The organism is Flavobacterium sp. GT3R68, from assembly GCF_007109225.1.
In the GTDB taxonomy this organism is placed as follows: Bacteria; Bacteroidota; Bacteroidia; order Flavobacteriales; family Flavobacteriaceae; genus Flavobacterium.
This window is the reverse complement of record NZ_VJZK01000005.1, coordinates 115,505-132,185: the sequence shown is the minus strand read 5'-3', so window position 1 is coordinate 132,185 and position 16,681 is coordinate 115,505. Positions and strand designations below refer to the sequence as shown.

Genomic DNA, 16,681 nt, shown 5'->3' with positions numbered 1-16,681 from the left:
TTCAGTTTTGAATTAGTGTTAAACAAATAGAACATGGAATCGATTCAAGCCATAAAACAACGATTTGAGATTATCGGGAATGACCCGAAGCTCAACCGTGCGATAGAAAAAGCAATTCAGGTTGCCCCTACCGATATTTCGGTATTGGTTGCCGGCGAAAGTGGTGTCGGAAAAGAGAGTATTCCGAAAATCATACATTCGCTTTCCCACAGAAAACACGGAAAATACATTGCCGTTAACTGTGGGGCCATTCCTGAAGGAACTATCGACAGTGAACTTTTCGGGCACGAGAAAGGATCTTTTACCGGCGCTACCGGAACCCGAGAAGGGTACTTTGAAGTAGCTGATGGCGGAACCATTTTTTTAGATGAAGTGGGCGAATTACCATTGACCACTCAAGTCCGTTTGCTGCGTGTTTTGGAAAATGGGGAATTTATAAAAGTCGGTTCTTCCCAGGTGCAAAAAACCAACGTGAGGATTGTGGCCGCGACCAATGTCAATCTGTTCAATGCCATTGAAAAAGGGAAATTCCGAGAGGATTTGTATTATAGGTTGAGTACGGTTGACATATCGTTACCACCACTGCGGGAACGTAAGGATGATATTCATTTGTTGTTCCGAAAATTCGCGTCCGATTTCAGCCATAAATACAAAATGCCGCCCATCAAACTGGATGACAATGCCGTGCAGTTATTGCAGAAATTTCGCTGGAGCGGAAATATCCGTCAGTTGCGAAATGTAGCGGAACAGATTTCGGTTCTGGAAACCAATCGTGATATTACTGCCATCACTTTACAATCGTATCTTCCAACAGAAGGAAGCAATTTACCGTCCGTAATCAACGACAAGAAAAACGAGAGTGATTTCAGTACAGAAAGAGAGATCCTGTACAAAGTCCTTTTTGATATGAAAAGTGATTTGAATGACCTGAAGAAACTTACTTTGGAACTGATGCAGAACGGAAACGTAAAAGTTCAGGAAACCAATCAGCATCTGATCAAAAAAATATACGGTCAGAAAGAGAATGCCAACGACATCGATTTTGAAGAAGAACCACGCACCTCCATCATGAGCAGTTCCACTGAAGACAATAATTATGAGGAACAGGACGACAATTACCAATTTGCTGAAACCATAGAAGAGGAAGAAGTCCTACGACTGGAGCAAAAAGAAATCGAAATGATCAAGAAATCTTTGGAGAAAAACAAAGGCAAACGCAAGGCAGCTGCCGATGAATTAGGCATTTCCGAGAGAACCTTGTATCGTAAAATAAAGCAATTTGATTTGTAGTATTTATTCTTTACTTTTATAAAAAAAAAGCAAAATGAAAAAAATCGTAAGCATTATTTTATTGGTTCTAATATGCCTTTCCTGCACTAATCAGGAGACTAGTTCCATAGATCCCACTAAACTGGTTTTGGTTAGATTTTATCCAGATTCAGCATATGAAAGAAATTGGATTTTTAACGAAAATGGTCTGCTTAAGGATATTAAAAAACAGGATGGAACAGTTCTGGAGCATTTTACCTATGATGCAAATGGCAATTTATTGTCAAATAGTATCTATAGTGATGGGGCTGCTACAATCACACATACGTTTACCTATGACAATAACGGACATGTAACATCCGCTAACGGCATTCCTGTTAGTTATGATCCCGCAGAAAATGCATACATAAAAAATATTGTTTCGGGCAGCGAAAACTATACTTATACATATTCCTTAAATGCTGAACGATTGTTAATCCGACAAGGATACTATGGGGTTAATCAGGACGGTACTGAGCAAGGCGAATGGTATGTAGGTAATTTTACAAACGGAAATTTAACTGGCTATTATGATGGCGGTGCAGGGGACGGAGATTACCAATATGACACCAAAATAAATCCTTTCAAAACAGCTTTGCTTCCAATTGTACGAACCATTTTTATTACAAAAAATTATGTAGGTCCAGCAAACTGGTCCATAGGGGAATACAGTTCAAATAACAATGTCCTCCTTAACGGATATGATAGCGAAGGCCCGGAAGATACTGTTTATGAATATGAATATAATACCAATAATCTGCCTGTTAAATGTATTAGCAACAATTATTATATGGGCAATTTAGAAGGGTCCGGCACCCATTCATTATACTATTATCAGGGGGATATTATTCCGTAACAAAAACATATCTTTGACTTTTTAAAATCGAAATGAAAAAAATACTTTATATACTTACCTTTTTCAGTCTTTTTGCACTAAGCAGCTGTTCGGTCTATAACTTTACCGGGACCGGGAAAATTGATGCTAAAACCTTTCAGGTCAACCCGTTTCAAAACAATGCAACACTCGTTGAACCCGGAATCGAAAGAACTTTTACACTTCGCCTGCAGGAGCTGATTCAGAACCAGACTAATCTTAACCTGACCAATTTCAATGGAGACCTGGTATACGAAGGAGAGATTGTCGACTACCGAATCAGCCCGATGACTGCTACAGCCGACCAACGTGCTGCTCAAAACAGGCTTTCCATTACGGTAAATGTCACGTTTACCAATAAAAAAAAGGAAACCGATAACTTCGAGAAAAAATTTACTTTTTATAAAGATTATGATGGGACCGAACAATTGGTTGGAGCGAAACTGACAGAAGTATTGGATTTTATTTTTGAAAGAATAACTCAGGATATTTTCAACGACTCACTGGCCAAGTGGTAATCTAATTATAATGAAACTCTGATTTTGAACGTAACTGACTACACCTATTTAATCAACCATCCAAATGCTGTCAATGACAAGCAGACTTTGGCTTTGGAAAAAATCGTGAATGAATTTCCGTTTTTTCAAAGTGCCAGAGCCTTGCGCTTGAAAGGTTTATACAATCAGGATAGTTTCAGGTACAATTACGATTTAAAAATCACTGCCGTCCACACCACTGACCGAAGTGTGCTGTTTGATTTTATTACTTCTGATTCTTTTACTGCTATTCATAAAAATTTATATCAGGAGAAACAATCCGAAATTCATGATATCATCGTATCAGGAAGTGAAATCATTCAAAAGGAGAAACCACTTCCGCCATTAAATCCTTTGGAGCAATCGATTCTGACCTCAATAAAAGAATCTTCGCCAATTGACATCCAAGAAACAGAAAATGCAGGCAATGCCGTTGTCGAAATTGCCGAAGAAAAATTAGAAATCGGAAAACCGCTCAATTTTTCAAAAGAAGAAAAACATTCTTTCCAAGAATGGCTACAATTATCAAAAATGCAGCCTATCGAGAGAGATAATACGGTAATAAAGGATGAGCCTGTTACGGAGATGGATCTGGAGAAAAAGAAAAAAACAGACTTAATCGACAAGTTTATTGAATCCAGCCCAAAAATACCACCTGTAAAACAGGACAGCGTATTAAAGGTCATGTTTGAGCAGAGCAACGAAGACAAATCCTATTTAATGACTGAAACTTTAGCAAGGGTTTATCTGGAACAGAAAAAATATCAAAAAGCAATTCAAGCATATGAAATATTAATTTTGAAATATCCAGAAAAAATTAGTTTCTTTGCAGACCGAATTTCGGATATTAGGATTTTACAACAAAACAATAAATAACAATGAGCACATTTTCAATTTTTTTAGTTTTAATAACAATCGTTTGTTTTCTTTTAATCGTGGTAATTATGGTTCAAAATCCTAAAGGAGGCGGATTGTCTTCTTCATTAGGTGGATCTCAAATGATGGGTGGCGTTCAAAAAACTACCGATTTCCTTGACAAGAGTACCTGGACATTGGCAACTGTACTAATTGCATTAATCTTATTATCAAGCTTGAGCTTTACCGGAGCGTTGGGCGATACGAATTCAAAAATTATTGACAATACGCAGACAGCTGCTCCAACAGCAACTCCTGAAGCGACAAAACCTGCAGCTACACAAACGGCTCCAGCAGAAACGGCTCCAACTGAAGCTGCTCCAACAGAAGCTGCACAAGAAAAAAAATAATTCCTTTATAAAATATATAAAATGCCAGCCTGACAATGCTGGCATTTTTTTTAAGTAAAATTGTCAGTATTTATCCATTGGCATAATTTCTGAAATAGGGTTATGCATCCAAATAATTATAACCCAAAAAATATAGCATTATGGCTTTAAACATTAAACCTCTTTCGGACCGCGTTCTTATCGAACCCGTAGCTGTTGAAACTCAAACTGCTTCCGGGCTTTTCATTCCGGATACTGCCAAAGAAAAACCACAAAAAGGAACTGTTGTCGCTGTTGGAAATGGTACGAATGACCATACGATGACCGTTAAAATTGGAGACACGGTTCTTTACGGAAAATATGCAGGTACTGAATTGAAACTGGAAGGAAAAGATTACCTGATAATGAGAGAAGATGATATTTTAGCGATCATCTAATTCCCCCCTAAACATAAAACAACATTAAAATGGCAAAAGACATAAAATTTGATATAGACGCACGGGACGGATTGAAACGTGGAGTGGATGCATTGGCAAACGCGGTAAAAGTAACCCTGGGCCCAAAAGGTCGTAATGTAATAATTGGTAAATCCTTTGGAGGACCAACGGTTACTAAAGACGGTGTTACCGTTGCTAAAGAAATCGAACTGAAAGATCCTTTAGAAAATATGGGCGCACAAATGGTGAAGGAAGTTGCTTCTAAAACCAATGATTTAGCGGGAGACGGAACAACTACCGCTACAGTTTTGGCACAAGCCATCGTAAAGGAAGGACTGAAAAACGTTGCCGCAGGAGCCAATCCAATGGACCTGAAAAGGGGGATTGACAAGGCTGTTGAAGCTATCGTTGCCGACTTGACCAAACAGGCCAAAGTAGTTGGAAGCGATTCGGAAAAAATAAAACAAATTGCAGCAATCTCCGCAAACAATGACGAAGTTATCGGTGAATTGATTGCGAATGCATTTGCAAAAGTTGGAAAAGAAGGAGTAATTACTGTTGAAGAAGCCAAAGGAACGGATACGTATGTGGATGTGGTCGAAGGAATGCAGTTTGACAGAGGATATTTGTCTCCTTATTTCGTGACCAACCCGGAGAAAATGGAAGCTGAACTGGAAAATCCATACATCCTTTTGTATGATAAAAAAGTATCTTCTTTAAAAGAATTATTACCGGTTCTGGAGCCAATTGCTCAATCCGGAAAACCATTATTGATTATCGCGGAAGATGTAGACGGGGAAGCCTTATCGACTTTGGTGGTAAATAAATTACGTGGCGCCTTGAAAATCGCGGCAGTAAAAGCTCCTGGTTTTGGGGACAGAAGAAAAGCAATGTTAGAAGATATTGCCATCTTAACAGGAGGAACCGTAATCTCTGAAGAAAGAGGGTATACACTTGAAAACACTACTATTGAAATGTTAGGGACTGCAAAAAGAGTGACTATCGATAAGGATAATACCACCATTGTGAGCGGAGCTGGCGAAGCGGACATGATTAAGAACCGTGTCAACCAAATTAAAGGCCAGATGGAAGGAAGCACATCCGAATATGATAAAGAAAAACTACAGGAACGTTTGGCTAAATTAGCTGGCGGTGTGGCGGTTCTATATGTAGGAGCTGCTTCTGAAGTAGAAATGAAAGAGAAAAAAGACCGTGTGGACGATGCACTTCATGCAACCCGTGCAGCTGTAGAAGAAGGAATTGTTGCCGGAGGTGGCGTTGCGTTACTGAGAGCCAAAAACGCCCTGAAAGATCTTATTGCGGATAATGCGGACGAAGCCACCGGAATCCAAATCATTTCCCGAGCTGTCGAAGCTCCATTACGAACTATTGTTGAAAATGCAGGACTGGAAGGTTCAGTAGTTGTGGCAAAAGTAGCGGAAGGAACGGGAGATTTTGGTTACAATGCCAAAACTGATGAGTATGTTGACATGTTGACTGCCGGAATTATTGATCCTAAAAAGGTGACCCGTGTTGCGTTAGAAAATGCAGCTTCAGTAGCAGGTATGATTCTTACTACAGAATGTGCTCTGGTTGAAATAAAAGAAGAAAATAGCGCCATGCCAATGGGTGGTGGTATGCCGGGAATGATGTAAACTCACCCCAATATTATATATAAGAAAAATCCGAAGTATTCTTCGGATTTTTTTATATTTGCACTCAAAAAATAATTCAAACCTGTGTAATTAATGAAAATCCAAAAAAGGCTTCATAATTTATTAATGTTCATCTCCATTATTTTTTCATCAGTACTGGTACATTCCCAATCTACAGAAGAAAAAATTGCCGATATTACCGCTCAATATTTTGAACTAGACAGAGAAAATTATCACCTGCAATTTAATAAAGGTACTTATTTAACCAATGAAACCATCTGGTTCAAAGGTTTTGTCTTTGACAAGAAAAACAATACTCCCTACATAGAAACCACTAATATCTATGTGAATTTCTTTACCCCGGAAGGAGAAAAAATCGGAAGTAAATTACTATATGCACACGACGGTATTTTTCAAGGAGATTTTAAACTTAACAGCAGTCTGAAAACGGGAAAATATTATTTTCAGGTGCATACCAACTGGAGTAATAATTTCAGTGAAGATGAATCGGGAGTTTTTAGAGTGGAAATTATCAATGACAGTGACGGAAATATTAGTTATCTGAATAATGAGCCTATAGTTGAATTTCATCCCGAAGGAGGTGTTTTTTTAACAGGGGTAAACAATATCATTGGCATTGCGATAACCGATTGTAATCACGAAGGTTTATCCATTTCAAACGGAAAAGTACTCAATGGAAAAGGTGAAGAGATTTCCAGTTTTCAGACCAATGCTTTTGGCTACGGTAAATTTGAAATACTACAGGCCCGAAAAGAGAACTATCATATTGTAATTAATTACAACAATCATCAAATTACAAAGAGCCTTCCCCAACCTCAGGATACTGGCACAATGTTAACGGTAAATAATTATTCGAATGAATCAAAAACTTTCATTTCGATACGGACCAATGAACAGACCAAGAGTACTTTGGCTGGCAAAAAACTTTATCTCACGGTAAATCAGAATGACAAAATAAATATCGTCAATTTTCAGGTAAAAGAGAACGACCACCCTATTGTGTTAGCCAATACAAATTTATTTGATGGTGTAAATATCATACGGATAATAGACGAAAATCTAAATCAGCTGAATGAACGTATTATATATAAAGCACATAAAAACAGCTTTGAATTAAACCTTGAAACCATTAAAAAAAACCAGGACACCGTTCAGGTTAATGCGATGTCGACTACTTCAAATATCAAGTTGGGCATTTCCATTTTACCGGAAGGGAGTATATGTTCCAACACTGAAAACACCATTTTTAATTCTTTGCTGTTAACGCCTTATCTCAAGCATAGTGTCCCGAATGCTGGTTTGTTATTTGAAAACCCTTCGAGAGCAAAAAATTTCGACTTGGACCTTATTTTATTAAACCAAAAATCCAGCAAATACGATTGGAGCGCAATGAGAAATGCGCCAGTTATCAAATACTCTTTTAACAAAGGGCTTACCTTGAAAGGGGTTATAAATGAGACCTTAGACCAGCGTGAAAAATACAAAGTCCAATTATTTTCTTTTACCGGAGGAATTAATGAATTTGCAGAAATCACCGATAAAAATGAATTCTACTTTAATAATTTTATTGCGAGTGATTCATTAAAAGTTAATTTCACACTTGTCAAAAATGGGGAAAAGTATAAAGAACTCAATTACTATCCGCAAATTGTAAATAACGACAAGCCTTTCCTTAAATCTTTAAATCGCAAACAGAGCTCCTGTATTTCAAATCAAAAAATTACGAACTCTGCCCCTATTGATGTTCCGACTTTAAAAGACGCGGTCCAGCTGGACGACGTAACATTGATTAACAAATCTAAAAAAGTTGTATTCGACAATATGGGCAAATTTGGCAACAGCATGTCCAAAGCCTATAAAATCTCTGACGATGATTACAAAATGTATAGTAATGTGGTTCAATATCTCGCTGGACATGGATTTGATGCCGGAAGCCAGATGGGTAATGTGTACATCAGAGGCAGGACAAAAGTGTCAATGACGAAGCCAAACATCCCATCGATATATTTAGATGACAACCAACTTTATGAGTTTAACGAGCTTGATAATTTTTCATTAAAGTATATAAGCGAGATCTACATTGATAAAAACGGAACCAGCATTCAATCAACAGGGACTGGTGTCATTAAAATTTACACCAACAAAGACTATCGATCAGCTCCCCGAAAATCCAAATCAAAATCATTCCTGATTAAAAACGCATTTGCCCCCGAAAACAGTTTCATTGCTCCAGAATATACTTCTTTTGACAGTAATGGGTTTAAAAAGTACGGTACCATTTTTTGGGAACCCAACTTGGATAGTGCAACTAATTTTATAAAATTCACGATGCCAACTCTAAAACAAAAAACTGTCAAAGTCCTGATTGAAGGAATGTCGGCAGACGGAAAAATTATTTCAGAAGTAAAAACACTGATAGTGGAATAATCACTCAGAAAACTTAAATATTCACTTATTTTAAGAATAAAAAAATCCGTCCACATCGTGAACGGATTTTTTTACTGTGTTTTATTAAATTTTTGGTACAGGCAACTTTTTGCTAAACTTATACAGAACGGGGATAATCGTAATTCCGACTAAACCTATGACGATAACTTCGATGTGTTCTTTCAGGTCAATCCCATAATTTTTAAGCAAAAAACCATAAAGATAGTGTCCTGCAAAAATCAATGTAAAGGACCAAAGAAAAGAACTGACAATATTAAAAAACATAAATTTCTTCTTATCCATGTTTACAATTCCGGCCACGATTGGTGCAAAAGTTCGGAATATCGGTAAGAAACGGGCAAAAATTATAGCCCGGCCTCCATGCTTTTCAAAGAAATCTTTTGACTGGATCAAGTATTTTTTCTTGAACCAAAAACTGTCTTTTTTATTGTATAAATAATAACCGCTTTTGGAACCAAACCAATACCCAACAATATTCCCAAGAATTCCTGCAATAGCAACAAATACCGATAATACTGTCACATTAAGGAAATCGCTTCCCAATACCATGACGTTTTCAATCAATTCACGGTTATAAATTCCTGCCAGAAACAGCAAACTGTCTCCTGGTAAAAAAAATCCGGCGAAAAGCCCCGTTTCAGCAAAGACAATAAACAAAACAATGTAAATTCCAAGCTTTATTCCGTTGATATCAAAGTGTATATAAAAAAGAGGATCTATTAAATTCTTCCAATCAAAATCATTCATTATTCGGGGGATTTTTGTACTAAATATTTCCGTGTGAAAGTACGGATAATTTATCTTAACCGCAATCTTATCGCTTACTTTAAAACTTATTTAACGGCCTCAACTCATCTCAAACCTTGCGTTCCCAAATCATTTAAATAATATCAGATCGAAAAATATACCTTATAAAAGTAAACCCAAAGCGTTTACTTTGGGTTTTAAGGTTACTTTCTTTCATATTTGCAACAGTGATGTAAATTGTCATAATCCTCCTGTGACGCTTTTGTTTCATCCGTATCGTGGCCCACTTTTGCTATTGCCTTTGTGACCGATGCAAGAGAAGTTTTTTCTTCATTTAGAATCAAGTGAAGGATGTGATCATCAACATGCCATTCGGCCAATTTGACTCCTATAACACCATAGGCTGCTTTCTCAATACGCTTTTTGCATTGTTCACAATTGCCGTTTACTTCAATGTCATATTTGGCATTTTTATTTTTTGTCTCTTGTGCTTGCACAGTGAATCCGATAAATGTCAGTACTAGTGCTAAAAAAATATTCTTCATTATTTAATTTTTATATTATTTAATTTTAAAACGCAAGCCGGCATAATACATTTGGCCGAAAACCGGCGCATACACTATAGAGGCATCAAAAGTAGGACCAAAAGGGTCATCGCTACCCAAAATTGCTTTATCCTGTCGATAATTTCCAATATTTTCCCCTCCAATGTACATTTCAAAAGTAGAAGAAAAAGTTCGGGTTACCTGGACATTCATCACGGAAAACGAAGGTGAGAACTCCGGCATTCGGTCGTCAGGCGGATTGGATCCGGTATTAGGCAACCGCTGTTTCCCCAACCAATTAAAGGTATAATCGAATTTCCATTGCTTTCCTTTTTCACCAATATGAGTCGCATATTCAAGATTTCCAAAAAAGCGGTGTTTCGCCTGTAAGGGTCTCTCGAAAATACCTGACAAATAATCCGTTTGAATATCGTAGTATTTGTAAGCCGTACGCAAATTGAAATGCTTGGCCAATTCATAATTGAACTCCACCTGCAGACTGTTCGCATACGATTTCCCATTCAGATTATAAAACAAAACATGCTGGGGACTTTGCATCACATCGACCACAGCCTGATTTTGAAAATCGGTTCTGTAAAAATCCAATCCTACATCGGCACTTCTATTGAACAACGTAAAGTTTTGCATGAAACTCACTCCATAATTCCACGCAATTTCGGGATCCAGTCCATAAATTTTTCCGCCTGCATTAAAAATATTAAATATTCTGGAACTCGCAAAAAGCTGTTGGTTTTCTGCAAAAATATTCGCGCTTCTCTTTCCTCTTCCCGCGGAGAACCGCAGCACTCCTTTTTCCCAAGGATTGTAACGCGCATGCAATCTTGGCGTCATGAAAGTGCCCAAACGATTATGGTTGTCAAGCCTTCCTCCTAGTATGACACTGAAATTATCCGCATTGTCATACGTATATTCATAGAAAGCCCCAACCGAATTATCAATTCTGCTATAATCATTTACATTGACAACTTCATCATATTGATCATAGGTAAAATTGATTCCTGTAGAAAATTTATGCATGGTGTTATTGATTATCGAACTGAAAATCAAGTTTGAATAGTAGCTTTTTTGTTTGATGTTGTATTGGTTCAGACCAAAATAGGAATCCTGGTCATGCACATTGAAGGCATTTTGAAAACCAATGCTTTGATACGGCACATCAGGAAAAACATATCCAAGTTTGGCAGACACATCCAATCGTTCGGTATTGATTTCAGAACCCCAGTAATTGGTAGTGCCCTGATCAAGGTTCGGATCGAAATCGAGTTCGCCGGTCTGTTTTTTGTCATTCATATAGCGGAAGTTGATAAAACTGACCCAGCCTTTTTTCGCATCCGTATATTGCCAGCGATTCAACACATTGATTTGCTTTGCCAATGGATTGTCCAGAAAACCATCATCATTCATATCGTTTTTCGAAACTCTCGTGTTTCCGTGAACAAACAAACTGGTGGCCCATTTTTCAGAAACTTTCTTATTGAAATGGGTATTTAATTCAAATCGGGAATCCGTCGAACCGTATGCATTCAGGAAAAATGGAATGTCTTTTATCGGCTTGATCAATTCGGTATTGATTTGTCCCGAAATACTTTCGAATCCATTCACGACGGAACCGGCACCTTTGGTAATCTGAATACTTTCGACCCATGTTCCCGGGGTAAATGACAATCCATAGGCTTGGGAAGCGCCACGAACGGAAGGAATATTCTCTTCACTAATCAACAGATACGGACTGGTCAGACCCAACATTTTGATTTGTTTGGTTCCGGTTAACGCATCCGAGAAATTGACATCTATCGACGGATTGGTTTCGAAACTTTCCGCCAGATTACAACAGGCTGCTTTGAGCAATTCTTTGCTGCTTAATAGGGTCGTATTTGCTGTAGCAGTGAGTGATTTTTTTAGACTTTTACGGCTGGATTCTACTTCCACCGCCTGCAGAGTATCCTGTGCAAAGGCATAAGAAGCGGCAAACAACAATAATAAAAGTATTGAAATTTGTTTTTGCATAAAATGATTTTAATGTTTATTAAAGTAGTAGGCTGCCGCAAAAGAACGGCTTCCCTTTAATGCACATTAAAATCAGGCGTAGAAAATATATTGATGGTACAATTGGAAAAACGGTGGCGCATTCGCATCACAATAATACGAAGCGGCCGGATCGTTTTTGAAATTGAATAGAGTAGTAAACATGACAGGATGCCATTCTGCAGCTATAAAGGTAAAAACGGAATCCGATGAAAAGGCTTTAAAAACAGAATGATCTATTTTTTTTTGAAATTGGACTACCCGATCGTTGCAGCAATTGGATCTTTTTTCAACAACACCACAACAGTCTTTTTCATAATCTGCAGCGTAAATAGATGTCTTCAACGAAACCGATGCAATCTCATCCCCACAATAATGCACATTTAAAGCCATTCCAACGTTGGAAACCAACAGGAAAAAGGCGATTATGACACTAAGATGTTTTCTGAAATTCATTTTGTAAAAGTACTTATTAAAAAAACGTATAAAATCAAATTACTGTTAAAACTTACAACTGAAAGGTTCCATTCCTACTTGATCTGCTTCTGATAATAAAAAGCAGGAAGAAACAATAATAAAAATAAAGGCTGAATCAGGAACCGACGGATGTAAAAAAGCATCATTTTATTGCTTTCACCATAATATGACTCTACAATAAAGAAAGCCGCAATCAGAATTACAAAGAAAAACAGATATAAAAGGGCGGCAAATTTTGTCAAGTCAAGATCTTTAAAAGAGACGTAAATGATGGCCAACGAAATGATTGTGTTGAGTGCATAACGGAATAAAAGCCCGAAAAATAATTTCAAACCACTGGTTTCAGGCAAAAGTAAGTTTGTGTAATCCATTTTAAAATATGCCAAATAAGGATCGTAGAACAAAGTATTTTCAAAGGCTCTTACCAATATCAAGAATAACACAAACAAACTTATCCAGGCGATTTTTGATTTATGACGCAGTAGTTTTTTTAGCATACAAAGAAAATTTATTAACCCAGATTACCCACAACATAAATACGACACTATATATGAACAACGGAAAAATTACACCATGCAAAATAGGCTCCCACTCGGGGTAATAGTACAAAGCGATAGCCAAAAGTGCTATACGGATAATATTAAGGACGTGAAGTAGCAGGCTCCCTCCCAGTATGAATAGAATCGTTGATTTCCATTTTCCGGTAAATGCCACCACAAAAGCGATAAACAGTATAATCACACTCAAAGCATTGCAGCCTTCTATAATTCGGGCAACAAATTTCTCGCGATAAAAAAGCTTGACACTCGGTTGGGTGGGATGAAGTTCAGTATGTGAATCGTCAAAAAAAAGCAAAACCTGTTTACACTGTTGTGCCACTGATTGCGTAAAACCATCAACTTCATTGGTTTTGACATCAAATTGATTGAGATACAGCTGGTACATAGATGCCAGCAACAGATACGTCAACGCAAATTTTCCGAGGAAAAGCAAAAACGGTCTGTATTGAATCCAATAATTTTTCAAAGTGAATTTTTAACAAATTTATATAAAATAAGAGACTAACATTTATACTTTTGCATAAAAAATAGTAAATCATGACTTTCGAAGAATTAAAACCAAAAGTAACTGCAATTACAACTGATGCATTAGCGACTAAAGAAGAGAAGCTGTTGAAAATCTGCGAACTTCTTGAAAAGCATATTGAATATTACAATTGGGTTGGATTTTATTTCCGAAACGGCGATAAGGAAGAATTAATCCTCGGACCTTATGTTGGTGCACCGACAGACCATACCGTTATTCCATTTGGAAAAGGGATTTGCGGACAGGTAGCAGTTTCGAATGAGAATTTTGTAGTTCCTGATGTTCAGGCACAGGATAATTATATTGCGTGCAGCTTTACGGTGAAGTCGGAAATCGTGGTCCCTCTTTTTGTAAACGGACAGAACATTGGTCAGATTGATATTGATTCGAATGTTTTAGACCCTTTTACAGATGCCGATGAGCGCTTTTTGGAATTTGTCAATAGCGAAATTTCAAAGCTGTATTAATTGCTTGGCAAATAAGCATTTAAACGATTAAATAGAATTTTATTTGAATATCCAAAAATAAATATTACTTTTGCCCGGTCGAATAATAGATATCGACATACATAAAAATCATTAAACCAATATTGGAATGTATTTAACTAAAGAGATTAAAGAAGAAATCTTCGCTAAACACGGAGATGTAAAAAACACTGGAAAATCAGAAGCACAAATTGCTTTGTTTACTTTCAGAATCAGCCACTTAACTGAGCACTTGAAAAAAAATCGTCACGATTTCAACACAGAGCGTTCGCTAGTATTATTAGTAGGTAAAAGAAGAAGCTTACTTGATTACTTGAAGAAAACTGAAATCAACAGATATCGTGAGATTATCAAAGTATTGAATATTAGAAAATAATCAATAAAAAAGAGGTGCACACGCGCCTCTTTTTGTTTTTATATATTGCAGAAAAAGTTTGGTTTTTCATTGGGTTTTAGGCACATAACTACACAACAACTACAACACAACTAGAACCCATTGTTTAATCACAAAGAAAAATTTATGATTCCAAAAGTTTCACAAGAAATTATCGATTTAGGAGATGGCAGAAGCATCTCAATCGAGACCGGTAAATTGGCAAAACAAGCCGACGGTTCAGTAGTAGTACGGATGGGGGATGCGATGTTGCTTGCAACTGTTGTATCTGCCAGAAAAGCAAGCCCGGTGGACTTCTTACCATTGACGGTAGATTACCGTGAAAAATTTGCAGCAGCAGGACGTTTTCCTGGTGGATTTTTCAAAAGAGAAGCAAGACCAAGCGACAGCGAAGTTTTGACAATGAGATTAGTAGACCGTGTTTTACGTCCGCTTTTCCCAGATGATTATCACGCAGAAACGCAAGTGATGATTCAATTAATGTCACATGACGAAGAAGTTATGCCAGATGCATTAGCAGGATTAGCAGCTTCGGCAGCTTTGGCTTTGTCTGACATTCCTTTCGCGACTTTGATTTCTGAAGCACGAGTTGCACGTGTTGACGGAAAATTCATCATCAACCCAAGCAGAACACAATTAGCATTATCAGATATTGATATGATGATCGGTGCTTCTAAAGATTCGATCGCTATGGTGGAAGGTGAGATGAAAGAAATTTCAGAGCATGAAATGGTGGAAGCCATTAAATTTGCTCACGAAGCTATCAAAATTCAAATTGCTGCACAGGAAAGACTAGTAGCCGCTTTTGGCAAAAAAGAGGTTAGAACTTACGAGCAGGAAAAAGTAGACGAAGCTATTTTTGCAAAAGTAAAAGCAGCAGCGTATGATAAATGTTACGCTATTGCCAAACAAGGTACAGCGAAACAAGAAAGAACAGCACAATTTGCTGAAGTAAAAGAAGAAGTAAAAGCGTTATTTACAGAAGAAGAATTGGCAGCTGACGGAGATTTAGTTTCTAAATATTTCTATAAAGCCAACAAAGAAGCAGTTCGTAACGTAACTTTGGATTTAGGAACACGTCTTGACGGAAGAAAAACCACAGAAATCAGACCTATCTGGTGTGAGGTAGATTATTTACCTTCAGTACACGGTTCTGCATTATTTACACGTGGTGAAACACAAGCATTGGCTACAGTAACTTTGGGTACTTCAAGAGAAGCCAACCAAATTGACTCACCAAGCGAACAAGGAGAAGAAAAATTCTACCTTCACTATAACTTCCCTCCTTTCTCAACCGGGGAAGCTAAACCTCTTAGAGGAACTTCAAGAAGAGAAGTAGGTCACGGAAACTTAGCACAACGTGCTTTGAAAAACATGATTCCTGCTGAAAATCCATACACCATCCGTATTGTTTCGGAAGTATTGGAATCTAACGGTTCGTCTTCAATGGCAACGGTTTGTGCCGGAACATTAGCTTTAATGGATGCTGGGGTTCAAATGATCAAACCAGTTTCAGGAATTGCAATGGGATTAATAACTGATGGCGATAGATTTGCTGTATTGTCTGATATTTTAGGTGACGAAGATCACTTAGGGGATATGGACTTTAAAGTAACAGGAACGGCTGACGGAATTACTGCCTGTCAGATGGACATCAAAATTGAAGGATTGGCTTATAACATTATGGAAGCAGCGTTAGCGCAGGCTCGTGATGGTCGTTTGCATATCCTTGGAAAAATAACCGAGACACTAGCAGCGCCAAAAGCAACAGTTAAGAAATATGCTCCGAAAATTATCAAGGTAACTATTCCTGGTCAATTTATTGGTGCGTTAATCGGACCTGGTGGAAAAGTAATTCAGGAATTGCAAAAAGCAACCGGAACTACCATCGTAATCAACGAAGTGGATGAGCAGGGTGTTGTTGAAATCCTTGGAACTGATCCGGACGGAATTGAAGCAGTATTGCGTAAAATCGACTCATTGACTTTCAAACCGGTTATTGGCGATGCATACGACGTTAAAGTAATTAAAATGCTTGACTTTGGAGCGGTAGTAGAATATCAGGCTGCACCAGGAAATGAAGTTTTGCTTCACGTATCTGAATTGGCATGGGAACGCACAGAAAATGTTTCTGATGTTGTAAAAATGGGCGACATGTTCCAAGTGAAATACTTAGGTATGGATCCGAAGACAAGAAAAGAAAAAGTGTCAAGAAAAGCACTTTTGCCAAGACCTCCGCGCGAGGAAGCAAGACCTGTCCGTGAGGAAAGAAGAGAGTAATCAGATCTTAGTTTACTAAAGGTTTATTTATAGAAAACCCCGTTTCATTCATTTGAAGCGGGGTTTTTGTTTACAATTTAAAAATATTTTCGTAACTT

17 protein-coding genes are annotated in these 16,681 nt (G+C 37.6%); 11 read left to right on the top strand and 6 right to left on the bottom strand.

Features of this window, described 5'->3' with window-relative positions; all coding sequences use genetic code 11:
* Nucleotides 1–33 precede the first annotated feature (33 nt).
* The 8 genes from FNW07_RS10755 (at nucleotide 34) to FNW07_RS10720 (ending at nucleotide 8,502) form a co-directional block, all read left to right on the top strand.
* Entirely contained in the window at nucleotides 34–1,290 is a 1,257-nt protein-coding gene (locus FNW07_RS10755) for a sigma-54-dependent Fis family transcriptional regulator (RefSeq protein WP_126744201.1), read from the top strand.
* 34 nt (nucleotides 1,291–1,324) lie between these two features.
* Nucleotides 1,325–2,164 (top strand): hypothetical protein, encoded by an 840-nt coding sequence (locus FNW07_RS10750; RefSeq protein WP_126744200.1) that lies wholly within the window; start codon nucleotides 1,325–1,327, stop codon nucleotides 2,162–2,164.
* 32 nt (nucleotides 2,165–2,196) lie between these two features.
* Nucleotides 2,197–2,700 (top strand): LptE family protein, encoded by a 504-nt coding sequence (locus FNW07_RS10745; protein WP_126744199.1) that lies wholly within the window; start codon nucleotides 2,197–2,199, stop codon nucleotides 2,698–2,700.
* Nucleotides 2,701–2,724: 24 nt separating this feature from the next.
* A complete protein-coding gene (locus tag FNW07_RS10740; protein ID WP_126744198.1) occupies nucleotides 2,725–3,594 on the top strand; it encodes a tetratricopeptide repeat protein in 870 nt (289 codons plus the stop codon).
* A gap of 2 nt (nucleotides 3,595–3,596) precedes the next feature.
* Nucleotides 3,597–3,983 (top strand): preprotein translocase subunit SecG, encoded by a 387-nt coding sequence (gene secG / locus FNW07_RS10735; RefSeq protein ID WP_126744197.1) that lies wholly within the window; start codon nucleotides 3,597–3,599, stop codon nucleotides 3,981–3,983.
* A 140-nt stretch (nucleotides 3,984–4,123) separates the two neighbouring features.
* Entirely contained in the window at nucleotides 4,124–4,399 is a 276-nt protein-coding gene (gene groES, locus FNW07_RS10730) for a co-chaperone GroES (protein ID WP_126744196.1), read from the top strand.
* A 29-nt stretch (nucleotides 4,400–4,428) separates the two neighbouring features.
* Nucleotides 4,429–6,054 carry a chaperonin GroEL gene (gene groL / locus FNW07_RS10725; RefSeq protein WP_126744195.1) on the top strand — a complete coding sequence of 542 codons (1,626 nt, stop codon included), beginning with the start codon at nucleotides 4,429–4,431 and terminating at the stop codon, nucleotides 6,052–6,054.
* A 93-nt stretch (nucleotides 6,055–6,147) separates the two neighbouring features.
* A complete protein-coding gene (locus FNW07_RS10720) occupies nucleotides 6,148–8,502 on the top strand; it encodes an MG2 domain-containing protein (protein WP_126744194.1) in 2,355 nt (784 codons plus the stop codon).
* Nucleotides 8,503–8,586: 84 nt separating this feature from the next.
* Here FNW07_RS10720 and FNW07_RS10715 read toward each other — a convergent pair whose 3' ends face one another.
* The 6 genes from FNW07_RS10715 to xrtF form a co-directional block, all read right to left on the bottom strand.
* A complete protein-coding gene (locus FNW07_RS10715; protein ID WP_126744193.1) occupies nucleotides 8,587–9,270 on the bottom strand; it encodes a DedA family protein in 684 nt (227 codons plus the stop codon).
* A 203-nt stretch (nucleotides 9,271–9,473) separates the two neighbouring features.
* The gene (locus FNW07_RS10710) at nucleotides 9,474–9,815 is read right to left on the bottom strand and encodes a heavy-metal-associated domain-containing protein (protein ID WP_126744192.1); all 342 of its coding nucleotides are present in this window, start codon (nucleotides 9,813–9,815) and stop codon (nucleotides 9,474–9,476) included.
* Nucleotides 9,816–9,830: 15 nt separating this feature from the next.
* Nucleotides 9,831–11,843, bottom strand: a complete 2,013-nt coding sequence (locus FNW07_RS10705) for a TonB-dependent siderophore receptor (RefSeq protein WP_126744191.1) — start codon at nucleotides 11,841–11,843, stop codon at nucleotides 9,831–9,833.
* 72 nt (nucleotides 11,844–11,915) lie between these two features.
* Nucleotides 11,916–12,317, bottom strand: a complete 402-nt coding sequence (locus FNW07_RS10700) for a hypothetical protein (RefSeq protein ID WP_126744190.1) — start codon at nucleotides 12,315–12,317, stop codon at nucleotides 11,916–11,918.
* 74 nt (nucleotides 12,318–12,391) lie between these two features.
* Complete coding sequence (locus tag FNW07_RS10695; RefSeq protein ID WP_126744189.1) at nucleotides 12,392–12,835, bottom strand: exosortase F system-associated protein; 444 nt, start codon at nucleotides 12,833–12,835, stop codon at nucleotides 12,392–12,394.
* Complete coding sequence (xrtF, locus tag FNW07_RS10690; protein WP_126744188.1) at nucleotides 12,810–13,364, bottom strand: exosortase family protein XrtF; 555 nt, start codon at nucleotides 13,362–13,364, stop codon at nucleotides 12,810–12,812. Before xrtF ends, FNW07_RS10695 begins: the two co-directional genes overlap by 26 nt.
* A 71-nt stretch (nucleotides 13,365–13,435) precedes the next feature.
* Here xrtF and FNW07_RS10685 point away from each other — a divergent pair, with 71 nt between their 5' ends.
* The 3 genes from FNW07_RS10685 to FNW07_RS10675 all read left to right on the top strand — a co-directional run bounded on the left by FNW07_RS10685 (nucleotide 13,436) and on the right by FNW07_RS10675 (nucleotide 16,583).
* Complete coding sequence (locus tag FNW07_RS10685) at nucleotides 13,436–13,891, top strand: GAF domain-containing protein (RefSeq protein WP_126744187.1); 456 nt, start codon at nucleotides 13,436–13,438, stop codon at nucleotides 13,889–13,891.
* A gap of 127 nt (nucleotides 13,892–14,018) precedes the next feature.
* Nucleotides 14,019–14,285: a 30S ribosomal protein S15 gene (rpsO, locus tag FNW07_RS10680; RefSeq protein WP_126744186.1), complete on the top strand. Its 267-nt coding sequence runs from the start codon at nucleotides 14,019–14,021 to the stop codon at nucleotides 14,283–14,285.
* A 144-nt stretch (nucleotides 14,286–14,429) separates the two neighbouring features.
* Complete coding sequence (locus FNW07_RS10675; protein ID WP_126744185.1) at nucleotides 14,430–16,583, top strand: polyribonucleotide nucleotidyltransferase; 2,154 nt, start codon at nucleotides 14,430–14,432, stop codon at nucleotides 16,581–16,583.
* The last annotated feature ends 98 nt before the right edge of the window (nucleotides 16,584–16,681 follow it).

Excerpts from the sequence above, each read along its gene's own strand:
- FNW07_RS10755 (WP_126744201.1), top strand. The coding sequence starts at position 34 with ATGGAATCGATTCAAGCCATAAAACAACGATTTGAGATTATCGGGAAT.
- FNW07_RS10750 (WP_126744200.1), top strand. The coding sequence starts at position 1,325 with ATGAAAAAAATCGTAAGCATTATTTTATTGGTTCTAATATGCCTTTCC.
- FNW07_RS10745 (WP_126744199.1), top strand. The coding sequence starts at position 2,197 with ATGAAAAAAATACTTTATATACTTACCTTTTTCAGTCTTTTTGCACTA.
- secG (WP_126744197.1), top strand. The coding sequence starts at position 3,597 with ATGAGCACATTTTCAATTTTTTTAGTTTTAATAACAATCGTTTGTTTT.
- groES (WP_126744196.1), top strand. The coding sequence starts at position 4,124 with ATGGCTTTAAACATTAAACCTCTTTCGGACCGCGTTCTTATCGAACCC.
- groL (WP_126744195.1), top strand. The coding sequence starts at position 4,429 with ATGGCAAAAGACATAAAATTTGATATAGACGCACGGGACGGATTGAAA.
- FNW07_RS10720 (WP_126744194.1), top strand. The coding sequence starts at position 6,148 with ATGAAAATCCAAAAAAGGCTTCATAATTTATTAATGTTCATCTCCATT.
- FNW07_RS10715 (WP_126744193.1), bottom strand. The coding sequence starts at position 9,270 with ATGAATGATTTTGATTGGAAGAATTTAATAGATCCTCTTTTTTATATA.
- FNW07_RS10710 (WP_126744192.1), bottom strand. The coding sequence starts at position 9,815 with ATGAAGAATATTTTTTTAGCACTAGTACTGACATTTATCGGATTCACT.
- FNW07_RS10705 (WP_126744191.1), bottom strand. The coding sequence starts at position 11,843 with ATGCAAAAACAAATTTCAATACTTTTATTATTGTTGTTTGCCGCTTCT.
- FNW07_RS10700 (WP_126744190.1), bottom strand. The coding sequence starts at position 12,317 with ATGAATTTCAGAAAACATCTTAGTGTCATAATCGCCTTTTTCCTGTTG.
- FNW07_RS10695 (WP_126744189.1), bottom strand. The coding sequence starts at position 12,835 with ATGCTAAAAAAACTACTGCGTCATAAATCAAAAATCGCCTGGATAAGT.
- FNW07_RS10685 (WP_126744187.1), top strand. The coding sequence starts at position 13,436 with ATGACTTTCGAAGAATTAAAACCAAAAGTAACTGCAATTACAACTGAT.
- rpsO (WP_126744186.1), top strand. The coding sequence starts at position 14,019 with ATGTATTTAACTAAAGAGATTAAAGAAGAAATCTTCGCTAAACACGGA.
- FNW07_RS10675 (WP_126744185.1), top strand. The coding sequence starts at position 14,430 with ATGATTCCAAAAGTTTCACAAGAAATTATCGATTTAGGAGATGGCAGA.